Annotated in this window: 8 protein-coding genes; 6 read left to right on the forward strand and 2 right to left on the reverse strand. The window is 48.7% G+C overall.

The window, feature by feature from the left end:
• Positions 1-3: 3 nt before the first annotated feature.
• The gene (gene fkpB, locus ABSH60_RS12800; RefSeq protein ID WP_056776797.1) at positions 4-474 is read left to right on the forward strand and encodes an FKBP-type peptidyl-prolyl cis-trans isomerase; all 471 of its coding nucleotides are present in this window, start codon (positions 4-6) and stop codon (positions 472-474) included.
• Positions 455-1408 (forward strand): 4-hydroxy-3-methylbut-2-enyl diphosphate reductase, encoded by a 954-nt coding sequence (gene ispH, locus ABSH60_RS12805; RefSeq protein WP_056776801.1) that lies wholly within the window; start codon positions 455-457, stop codon positions 1406-1408. The genes fkpB and ispH overlap by 20 nt, the downstream gene beginning before the upstream one ends.
• 81 nt (positions 1409-1489) lie before the next feature.
• Here ispH and ABSH60_RS12810 read toward each other — a convergent pair whose 3' ends face one another.
• On the reverse strand, positions 1490-2365 hold the full coding sequence (locus tag ABSH60_RS12810; protein ID WP_390974236.1) for an SMP-30/gluconolactonase/LRE family protein: 876 nt from the start codon (positions 2363-2365) through the stop codon (positions 1490-1492).
• A gap of 144 nt (positions 2366-2509) precedes the next feature.
• Positions 2510-3655: a porin gene (locus tag ABSH60_RS12815; protein ID WP_056776810.1), complete on the reverse strand. Its 1146-nt coding sequence runs from the start codon at positions 3653-3655 to the stop codon at positions 2510-2512.
• 787 nt (positions 3656-4442) lie between these two features.
• Between ABSH60_RS12815 and ABSH60_RS12820 the strand changes: the two genes are divergently transcribed.
• The 4 genes from ABSH60_RS12820 (at position 4443) to carA (ending at position 10747) form a co-directional block, all read left to right on the forward strand.
• Positions 4443-6587, forward strand: a complete 2145-nt coding sequence (locus ABSH60_RS12820) for a type I secretion system permease/ATPase (RefSeq protein WP_056776813.1) — start codon at positions 4443-4445, stop codon at positions 6585-6587.
• Positions 6584-8017: an HlyD family type I secretion periplasmic adaptor subunit gene (locus ABSH60_RS12825; protein WP_390974238.1), complete on the forward strand. Its 1434-nt coding sequence runs from the start codon at positions 6584-6586 to the stop codon at positions 8015-8017. The genes ABSH60_RS12820 and ABSH60_RS12825 overlap by 4 nt, the downstream gene beginning before the upstream one ends.
• A 271-nt stretch (positions 8018-8288) precedes the next feature.
• Positions 8289-9110, forward strand: coding sequence for a 4-hydroxy-tetrahydrodipicolinate reductase (gene dapB, locus ABSH60_RS12830; RefSeq protein ID WP_390974240.1), 822 nt, complete (start codon positions 8289-8291; stop codon positions 9108-9110).
• A gap of 476 nt (positions 9111-9586) precedes the next feature.
• Positions 9587-10747, forward strand: a complete 1161-nt coding sequence (carA, locus tag ABSH60_RS12835) for a glutamine-hydrolyzing carbamoyl-phosphate synthase small subunit (RefSeq protein ID WP_136376082.1) — start codon at positions 9587-9589, stop codon at positions 10745-10747.
• Positions 10748-10754 lie beyond the last annotated feature (7 nt).

The raw sequence follows: 10754 nt of genomic DNA on the forward strand, positions 1-10754 counted from the left end.
AGCATGTCTCAACAGGTGAAACACGACAGCGCCGTACTGGTGCATTTTACGTTAAAGCTGGAAGACGGCTCGACGGCAGAATCTACCCGCGCCAACGGGAAACCTGCGCTGTTTCGCCTCGGCGACGGCAGTTTGTCTGACGCGCTGGAGAATCAGCTTTCAGGGCTGAGTGTCGGGGATAAACATGCGTTTACCCTGTCACCGGAATCTGCATTCGGCACGAAAAGCCCGGATTTGGTTCAGTTCTTCTCGCGCCGTGATTTCCAGGAAACAGGGGTGCCGGATGTCGGCACCATCATGCTGTTCAGTGGTCGTGACGGTAACGAAATGCCGGGTGTGGTGCGCGAAGTGACAGAAGATTCAATCACTGTTGATTTCAACCATCCGCTGGCGGGACAGTACATTGATTTCGATATCGAAGTGCTGGAAATCGACCCGCAACTGGAGGAGAAACATGCAGATATTGCTGGCTAATCCGCGCGGATTTTGTGCGGGCGTTGACCGTGCCATCAGCATTGTGGAACGTGCGCTGGAATTATATGGCGCACCGATTTATGTCCGTCATGAAGTGGTGCACAACCGCTACGTGGTCGACAGCCTGCGTCAGCGCGGCGCGATTTTTATCGAGCAAATCAGTGAAGTGCCCGACGGTTCCATCCTGATTTTCTCCGCACACGGCGTTTCGCAGGCGGTGCGTGCACAAGCAAAAGCCCGTGACCTGACCATGCTATTTGACGCGACCTGCCCGCTGGTGACCAAAGTGCATATGGAAGTGGCACGCGCCAGCCGTAAAGGGACAGAAGCGATACTGATTGGTCACGCCGGTCATCCTGAAGTGGAAGGCACCATGGGCCAGTACAGCAATCCGAAAGGGGGCATGTACCTGGTTGAAGCGCCGGAAGATGTGTACAAATTGCAGGTAAAAGACGAAACCAACCTGTGCTTTATGACGCAAACTACGCTTTCTGTGGATGACACTTCGGCGATCATCGATGCCCTGCGCGATCGCTTCCCGAAAATCATCGGGCCGCGTAAAGACGATATTTGCTACGCAACGACTAACCGTCAGGAAGCCGTGCGAACGCTGGCCGATGGCGCGGATGTGGTGCTGGTGGTGGGGTCGAAAAACTCATCCAACTCCAACCGTCTGGCTGAACTGGCGCAGCGCGTTGGCGTGCCGTCCTATCTGATCGATTCCGCGGCAGATATTCAGGAAAGCTGGCTGAAAGACGCGAAAAGCATTGGTGTGACGGCAGGCGCATCAGCACCGGATATCCTGGTGCAGGATGTGATCAACAAACTAAAAACGTTTGGTGGTCTGGATGTGATTAACATCGAAGGGCGCGAAGAAAATATTGTTTTCGAAGTGCCAAAAGAACTGCGTGTGGATGTGAAACAGATCGACTGATTTTCACAGGTCCCTGCAACAATAAAAAAACCGGCTCATTCGTGGCCGGTTTTTTATTTTCTGCGTCTGCATCAGCGCTGCTTAAGGCTTTTGCAGTTTGAACAAATTCTGCGGTACGCCAACGGTTGAGGTTTGAACGTGCAACAATGCCCCTTCCAGCGCATGGGGTGCTTCAAGGGTTTTGCGCGCAGAAGTGATGTAAAGCTCAGTCATGTCCGGCCCGCCAAAGGTACAGCAACTCGGTTGTGTCACCGGGACAGGCACGGTGTCCAGGGTCAGCAATTCACCCTGATTAATTTGCTGGCGTAACAAGCAATGTGATCCCCAGCAGGCGGTAATCAGCCAGCCATTTTGAGCCAGTGCAGAACCGTCGGGTGATTTATCTCCGGAAGAGAAGCAGGAGATTTTTTGCGGATTGATACGGCGTGCATTAGCAGAATAGAAGCGGTTTTTTCGGGTATCAGCGAACCAGACCTTGCCTTCATACCAGACCAGCGTATTAGTGATCCCGACGTTATCGAGCATCATTTCTGGCGCATCGGCTCCTGCTTCGTAGCGATACCAGGCCCCGTTATTCTTTTCTTCTTTGAGGTCCAGAGTGCCAAACCACAGAGAACCATCCGGCGCGATTGCTGCTTCGTTCGGGCGTGTACCTTCTGCACCGAAATAATCGCAGATTGTCTGACGGCTTTTCAGATCGTAATCGTAGAGATGGATGCCGTCGATCGAAACCAGTAAAAACAGATTACGTTTCTCCGTCAGCAGGACGGCACTGGTGATGCTCGGCAGATCGTGGATTTCAGTTTTTTTGGTTTCAGGCCAGTAGCGCAACACACGTTGAGCAAGAATATCGACCCATAACAACGATTGAGTGCGCTGGCACCAGACGGGAGTTTCACCCAATTCGGCTCGATAATCGCCAACGGCGGTCACGTCGGACCGGAATAATGCTGACATCGTAAAGCTCTCCTGAGGTATAGGCTGTGGCAGCATTCAGTCTAGTCCTGCTTTGCGTGTAGTGGATAGTAGAAAAGGTGTAAAAATAAAGGGCCGGCACGTCATTAAGACGTAAAACCGGCCCGCAAATGAGTGCTTAAACGCTTAGAAATCGTATCTCAGACGGATCAGGTTCATATCCCCGAGGTTATCGGTAGAGGATGTGAACACGTGTTCGTAATCAACACGGAAGCCGTAATCGAGCTGGAAGGAAACACCCAGACCGTTATCAATACGCTGGTAATTACGGCCAGTGACATAGGTCAGACGGTCACCCATGAAGTAAGGTTGAATGGTTTTGACAGCCATCTGATTGATCGGGAAGGCATAACCCAGGAAGTATTCCAGACCGTAAGCGTCGCCTGCAAAGAAGCTATCTTCAGTTTTCACGCCAGTGGTCAGGAAGTCATGGTAATAACCGCCGCCGAAGGATGCCGTCCAGTTACCAGGTTTCCAGCTCAGCGCAGTACCAACAATACTCTGGTTATAGTCTTTAGACGTGTTATCGCCCGGATTTCTCATTTCTGCGTCGGTGTAGTTGTACGCAGTACCCCAGGTCAGGTCTTTGGTGATGTGGTAATCCACACCGACAGAACCGCCGCCGTTACGTTTGTAACGCAGGCCATTTTTGCCGGTCAGCAGTTCGCTGTCTTCAAACAGGTAAGAAGCGTAAACATCGGCATCGCCGAATGTATTTTTATATTTCAGCATTTTACGGGAACGGTATGAACCATCGTAATCGCCGTTAACACCATTACCCGGTGCCTGGGCGAGCATATCGTAATCCCAGATATCGGTTTTCGCACCGACCACATCATAGTAAACGCTGTTTTGCTGACCAAAGGTCAACTGACCGTAGGTTTTGCTTTTCAGACCGGTGTAAAGCATACGACGGCTGGTGTTATGCGCGCCATCAGCATGGTGATTATCCCAGCCGGTCAGGGCAGGAATGTTCACGCCCAGCTCGTAGTAGTTAATCCAGCTGATGTCATCAAACAGATAATAATCAGCAGAAAAACGGAAACGTGTGCCGCCATCAAAACCGTTGGTTTTGTAGTTTTTCACGCCGTTCTGGAACTGGAATTGTGGACGAATACTGCCGCCAACCTGGAAATTCAGGCGGCTGAGCGGATCGTTAGGCTGGGGATCTTGTTTGATCAGTGTGATTTCTGCGTGTGAAGCAAAAGAGGCTAAGCCGAATAACAGGCCTGCGGTCGCCACTTGCGTGACTTTATTTAGTTTGAAGTTCATGTAAGTCCCTGAGCCAGTACTCTGTTTTGAAAAAACCAACAGAGAAACCGGCCTTGTGTGTTTTATAGTTTTTCCCCTTACTTATGACAGGCTGGTAAGGGTGAAGACGCGCCTCATACTTTCAGGCTGCTTTCATTTTAACCGCTCAAAAATCAACTTTCGGTGGTTAAAATTAGCTGGCTATTTATTATCATATTCATTGGTTTTATCAATATTATTTCGTGCCATATTATAAAATATTGATGTTTTAGATCTAAGAAATGGCGGTTTTGAGGAAATTATCTGCAAATTGCTTGGATACGGAGGAGGGCATGGCCGCGTTGAGGGTTGATCCCGCCCCTCCGGGTGATAACAAGGAGATCATCCGGAGGGACAAGATCCTGTAGGGGTACAAATGGAATTAGGAAGCTAATGATATAATGACTTAGAGTGACAATATCGTAATGCGTATTATGAATAATGCCCTTAAAAGGCAAGAACGGTTTGTTGCTATTTGGTTTGAACACAAGAATAAATAATCCAATACCGGTCAGAGATAAATCAAATAATCAAGGGGGATAAATTAAATTATCGATAGTGTGATGTGTGTCTATCAATAAGATATCCCACTTATTAATGTTTTATATATTTTTATAATTATTATATATGCATGATTATTGATTTAAAAAATAGTATTGAATTAATGATGTCACTATTGAGTTTGAGCGTTTTTTTTGTTTTTAATGCTGTGGTACACGAAGTGCGAAAGGGATGTTTTGTCCATTATAAAGGGAATAAATAAACTATTATGTCACTGCTTGAAAATGAACTCAGTACAGGGGTGAAAAAACAGCATGATCTTGCTTTTTCTGCCCTGACTATTATTGCGCATTACCACGGCGTTGCTGCTAATGGTGAAGATTTAAAGCATCAGTTCAGTGATGGAAATGGTGGGCTGACAACAACCCAATGGCTGTTAGCGGCAAAGTCTTTAGGGTTAAAGGCAAAATTAGTGCGTCAGGATATAAACCGGCTTCACTTAATCAGCTTACCGGCCGTGGTATGGAGAGAAGATGGTGAGCATTTTATTTTGGCGAAAATTGATAACAATAAATATCTGATTCAGGATCTTGAACTCGGCAGGCCGGTTGTACTGGATAAAGGTGATTTTGAGGCGCGTTACAGCGGCAGGCTTATTCTGGTGACGTCCAGAGCTTCTGTGCTTGGCAGTCTGGCCAAATTTGATTTCACCTGGTTTATTCCTGCCGTTATTAAGTACCGAAAAATTCTGCTGGAAGTGCTTGCAGCATCGGCAGTTATTCAGTTTTTTGCCTTAATTACCCCTTTGTTTTTTCAGGTTGTGATGGATAAGGTGCTGGTGCACAGGAGTTTTAGCACACTCGATGTTGTGGCTGTGGCATTACTTATTGTGGTGTTATTCGACGTTATTTTGAGTGGTTTACGAACCTATATTTTCGCGCATACCACAAGCCGCATCGACGTTGAATTAGGGGCGCGTCTGTTTCGCCATCTGTTTGCGTTACCTCTCGCCTGGTTTGAAAAGAGACGCGTGGGTGACACCATCGCGCGCGTCAGAGAATTGGAACAAATCCGCACTTTCCTCACCGGACAGGCGCTGACCTCGGTGATGGATCTCAGTTTTTCATTCATCTTCCTTATTGTGATGTGGTTTTACAGTGGCTGGCTAACCCTTGTGGTGATGGTTTCATTACCCTGTTATGCCTTTTGGTCTGCCACCATCAGCCCTGTTTTAAGGGCACGTCTCAACGACAAATTTGCCCGTAATGCCGACAGCCAGTCATTTTTGGTAGAGTCCGTCACCTCGGTCGGGACGATTAAATCGATGGCCGTTGAGCCTCAGATGACCCGTAACTGGGATCAGTTGCTGGCGGCGTACGTGCATTCCGGATTACGGGTTACCCGTCTGGCGACCATCGGCCAGCAAGGCGTTCAGTTGATCCAAAAATTAGTGATGGTGAGTACGCTGTGGCTGGGAGCTCAGCTGGTTATTGGAGGAGATTTAACGGTCGGTCAGTTAATTGCTTTTAATATGCTGGCAGGTCAAGTTGCGGCGCCGGTGATTCGTCTGGCGCAGTTATGGCAGGATTTTCAGCAGGTAGGGATCTCCGTGGCGCGTCTGGGAGATATTTTAAATACGCCGACGGAACGTTCCGGTAGCCGTTTAGCGCTGCCTGAAATTAAAGGAAAAATAGATTTTGAACAGGTGAATTTCCGCTACCGTCCAGATGGTTATGAGGTATTGCGCGATCTCACTTTGAGTATTCAGGCCAGTGAAGTTGTGGGGATCGTAGGCCGTTCCGGATCAGGTAAAAGTACACTCACCAAACTGGTTCAGCGCTTATATACCCCCGGGCGCGGCAGGGTGCTGGTCGATGGTAATGATTTAGCGCTGGCTGATCCGGCCTGGTTACGGCGTCAGATAGGCGTGGTATTGCAAGACAACGTACTGCTCAACCGTTCCGTTCGTGAAAATATCGGTTTAGCGGAACCCGGTATGTCTTTAGAAAGAATCATCCACGCGGCCAAACTCGCCGGTGCGCATGAATTTATTATGGCGTTGGCTGAGGGCTATGACACGGTTGTCGGCGAACAGGGCGCGGGGCTATCTGGCGGCCAGCGGCAACGGGTTGCCATTGCGCGGGCATTGGTCGGAAACCCACGGATTTTAATATTGGATGAAGCCACCAGCGCTCTGGATTATGAATCGGAAAGGGCAATTATGCAGAATATGCAATTAATTTGCCGTGAACGCACCGTACTTATTATTGCTCATCGTCTTTCTACTGTTCGTTTTGCGCAAAGAATCATTGCAATGGACAAAGGTGAGATCGTCGAACAGGGCAGTCATGAAGAACTGTTGAAAATAGAAAATGGTTACTATCGTTACTTACATGAGCTTCAGTCATTATGAATATCTGGTTGCAGGCCTCGAAAGAACTTATCCGCAAATATTGTCATGTATGGAAAGAAGTCTGGAAGGTTCGTGAAAAATTGGACCCGCCTAAACGGGAAGGCGATGAGCGAGTTTTTCTTCCCGCCACGCTGGAAATTACGGAGACACCTGTTTCAGTGGCGCCGAAATATATCGCCAGACTGATTATGTTGTTTACTGCCATTGCATTGATATGGGCCATATTTGGGCATATCGATATTGTTGCGGTGACGCAGGGGAAAACCATCGTCAGCGGGCGCAGCAAAAAAATTCAGCCATTGGAAACGTCCGTCATTAAAAACATTTATGTTAATGACGGCGATTATGTCCACGCGGGTCAGACGCTGATTGAGTTGAATGGCATCGGTTCTGACAGCGATTACGAACAATCCCGACATGCTTTGGAAGCGGTGCAGTTAACGAAATTGCGCTGTGATGCGTTAATCAAAGCGCTTCAACATGAGGGCGACATTGAGATTAACCGCGAAGAGGCGAAACAACTCGGTCTGAAAGAAACCGAAATCTTAGCCACACAGTTACTGGCGAAAAATCAATTTCAGTCGTGGTCTGCTGATAATGAAAGGTTGCAGGCGATTTTAAGCCAGCACAAATCTGAATTACGGTCGAATGAAGATCAGGTCCATAAGCTGGAGCAGATCCGAAAAATTGAACTGCAGCGATCAAAAGATTATCAGGCTCTTCTGGAGAAAAAATACCTTTCACAGCATGAGTATTATGAACAGGACAGCAAAACAATCCAGAATGAGCAGGATCTCCGCAGCCTGAGAAATCAGACGCAGCAAATAAAAGAAAGCATTCATCAGGCTGAACAGGAAAAGCTATTAAACACCCAGACGTTTCAGCGAGACACGCTGGACGCACTGCGCCAGGCAAATGAGCAAATACCTCAGCTTAAGGGCCAGATGGAAAAAACCCGGCAGCGCCAGTCTTTGATGACATTAAAGGCTCCCGTCGACGGTACCGTTCAGCAGTTGGCATTTCATACGGTGGGTGGGGTGGCCTTAGAAGCGGAGGCGATCATGACGATTGTGCCACTTGATGACAAAATCGAGGTCGAAGCGATGGTGGCAAACAAAGACATTGGGTTTGTGAATGTTGGGCAGGATGTCATCATAAAAATCGAATCATTCCCTTATACTCGCTACGGATATATCACCGGAAAAGTCACCAGCGTCAGTTTCGATGCGATTGAGCATGAGAAATTAGGGCTGGTATTCAATGCGAATGTCGCGCTCGACCAAAACTATCTGGTGGTGGAAGGCAAGCGTATTAACCTGGTGGCGGGGATGAACGTCAGCGCGGAGATTAAAACCGGCAAGCGTCAGGTGATTGATTATCTGCTGAGTCCGCTACAAACTAAAGTTGATGAAAGTTTCAAAGAGCGTTGAGATCCCCTGACCATTATGCACAAAAATGAATGGTTATGCGGGGAGTCGTACACAGGGGAATTAAGGCTGGTTTTCTGAAAAAGTTCCAGTTTGGCTGGGTTGTTAACACAAAACCTCACTTTAAGTAACCTGAAATCAAATGGTTTTTACTGATATTAACCAGCCTGTATCATAATTTTCTAATTATGTGGCAATTTTGCTGGCTACCCTATAACAGGGTAGTTAACCTGATTCTGTTTCACGGCAGAACCCCTATAAAAAGAGAGTATTTATGAGTAACGCTGAAATTCGCATGGCCATTGTTGGCGCGGGCGGGCGTATGGGCCGGCAGCTGATTCAGGCCGTTTCCGACGCTGAAGGTGTGGTGCTGGGTGCCGCGCTGGAGCGTCCGGGATCATCCCTCATCGGTACTGATGCCGGTGAACTTGCAGGGATCGGCGCAGCGGGTATCAAGGTCAATGATGACCTGAATGCCGTGGCGGATGACTTCGATATTTTGATCGACTTTACCCGTCCCGAAGGCACCCTGGTGCATCTGGAATTTTGCCAGAAGCACCATAAAGGCATGATTATCGGGACTACGGGCTTTGATGACGCGGGTAAGGGGGCAATTAAACAGGCTTCTGAGGTTATTCCGGTGGTTTTTGCGGCTAACTTCAGCGTAGGCGTGAATGTTGTCCTCAAACTTTTAGAAAAAGCCGCCAAAGTGATGGGCGACTATACCGACATTGAAATTGTTGAAGCACACCATCGCTATAAAGTGGATGCGCCATCAGGCACCGCGCTGGCGATGGGTGAAGCGATAGCGGGCGCGCTGGGGCGAGATCTGAAAGAATGTGCGGTATATGCCCGTGAAGGCCACACCGGAGAGCGCGATCCTAAAAGTATTGGTTTTGCGACGATCCGGGCCGGAGATATCGTGGGTGAGCATACTGCGATGTTTGCAGACATTGGCGAGCGCGTAGAGATAACGCATAAGGCTTCCAGCCGTATGACTTTCGCAAATGGCGCTGTTCGTGCAGGGAAATGGCTTGCTTCGCATAAGACTGGCCTTTATGACATGCGGGATGTGCTTGGATTGGATGATTTGTAGCAGATGATTTAGATGTGATGTGGTTGTATTGGTCATAATCTTTTGATAAAAGGGCAGTTCCTTGATTGCCCTTCTCTTTTTATTTAAAAATAAGCATCCTGATTTAAATTTGCAGATTAGTCGTCTTTTTCATGTCTTTTGTGACGATTTTACCTGTCAGTCGCGCGTTTTTCGAACGCCTCCTTTCGTCCTCACCCGCACAAACCGATTTTCAGCACTATTTTCAGACATCCTCTTCCGCAAACGGTTACTATGTTTACTTAGCCTGTGGTTTTGTGGCTGTGACGGAGCCTTTTCACTGAGTTGTGCGAAAAATAGAGAAATATGGCGGCTTTTGGTAGACAAACTTCACTGCCATCATTAGAATGCGCGCAATTTGCCGAAAATTGGCTTCCCGAGCGATTTTTGCATTGATTTAGATCGGGTTATCTGAATTAATATGCAGATATTGTGATTTATTATTCTTGGAGGATGCTTTGATAAAGTCAGCGCTATTGGTTCTGGAAGACGGAACCCAATTCCACGGTCGGGCCATCGGGGCAGAAGGTTCGGCAGTGGGGGAAGTGGTCTTCAATACGTCGATGACCGGTTATCAAGAAATCCTCACTGATCCTTCCTATTCCCGCCAGATTGTCACTCTCACTTATCCCCATATCGGTAATGTCGGCACCAATGCCGCTGATGCAGAATCCTCCGCAGTACACGCTCAAGGCCTGGTCATTCGCGATTTACCTCTTATTGCCAGCAACTACCGCAGTGAAGAAAACCTTTCTGATTACCTCAAGCGCAACAACATCGTTGCCATCGCCGATATCGATACCCGCAAGCTGACCCGTCTGTTACGTGAAAAAGGCGCGCAGAACGGCTGCATCATCGCGGGCGATTCACCGGATGCTGAACTGGCACTGCAAAAAGCCAAAGCATTCCCGGGCCTGAAAGGCATGGATCTGGCGAAAGAAGTGACCACCGCGGAATCTTACAGCTGGCAACAAGGTAGCTGGACGCTGGAAGGCGAACTGCCGGAAGCGAAAAAAGAAGAAGAGCTGCCATTCCACGTGGTGGCCTACGATTACGGCGCCAAACGCAATATCCTGCGTATGCTGGTGGATCGCGGCTGTCGCCTGACGGTAGTACCGGCGCAAACGCCAGCTGCTGACGTGCTGAAAATGAATCCGGACGGTATTTTCCTGTCCAACGGCCCTGGCGACCCGGAGCCTTGCGACTACGCTATCGCCGCCATCAAAACCTTCCTGGAAACCGACATTCCGGTATTCGGCATCTGTCTCGGCCACCAGTTACTGGCACTGGCCAGCGGGGCGAAGACCGTGAAAATGAAGCTCGGCCACCACGGTGGTAACCATCCGGTGAAAGATCTCGATAAAGATATCGTGATGATCACGGCGCAGAACCACGGCTTTGCGGTGGATGAATCCGATCTGCCGGCCAACCTGCGCGTGACCCACAAATCACTGTTTGACCACACGGTGCAGGGCATTCACCGTACTGATAAAGCGGCATTCAGCTTCCAGGGTCACCCTGAAGCCAGCCCGGGCCCGCACGATGCGGCGCCATTGTTCGATCACTTCATCGAACTGATTAACGCTTTTCGCGCTTCTCACAACCACAACGCCAAATAACAGGAGC

The sequence above is a fragment of the Rahnella sp. R3(2024) genome (assembly GCF_042920125.1).
GTDB classification, from domain to species: Bacteria; Pseudomonadota; Gammaproteobacteria; order Enterobacterales; family Enterobacteriaceae; genus Rahnella; species Rahnella rivi.

Bases quoted from the DNA above. Each gene is read 5' to 3' on its own strand.
- fkpB (WP_056776797.1), top strand. From the start codon at position 4: ATGTCTCAACAGGTGAAACACGACAGCGCCGTACTGGTGCATTTTACG.
- ispH (WP_056776801.1), top strand. From the start codon at position 455: ATGCAGATATTGCTGGCTAATCCGCGCGGATTTTGTGCGGGCGTTGAC.
- ABSH60_RS12810 (WP_390974236.1), bottom strand. From the start codon at position 2,365: ATGTCAGCATTATTCCGGTCCGACGTGACCGCCGTTGGCGATTATCGA.
- ABSH60_RS12815 (WP_056776810.1), bottom strand. From the start codon at position 3,655: ATGAACTTCAAACTAAATAAAGTCACGCAAGTGGCGACCGCAGGCCTG.
- ABSH60_RS12820 (WP_056776813.1), top strand. From the start codon at position 4,443: ATGTCACTGCTTGAAAATGAACTCAGTACAGGGGTGAAAAAACAGCAT.
- ABSH60_RS12825 (WP_390974238.1), top strand. From the start codon at position 6,584: ATGAATATCTGGTTGCAGGCCTCGAAAGAACTTATCCGCAAATATTGT.
- dapB (WP_390974240.1), top strand. From the start codon at position 8,289: ATGAGTAACGCTGAAATTCGCATGGCCATTGTTGGCGCGGGCGGGCGT.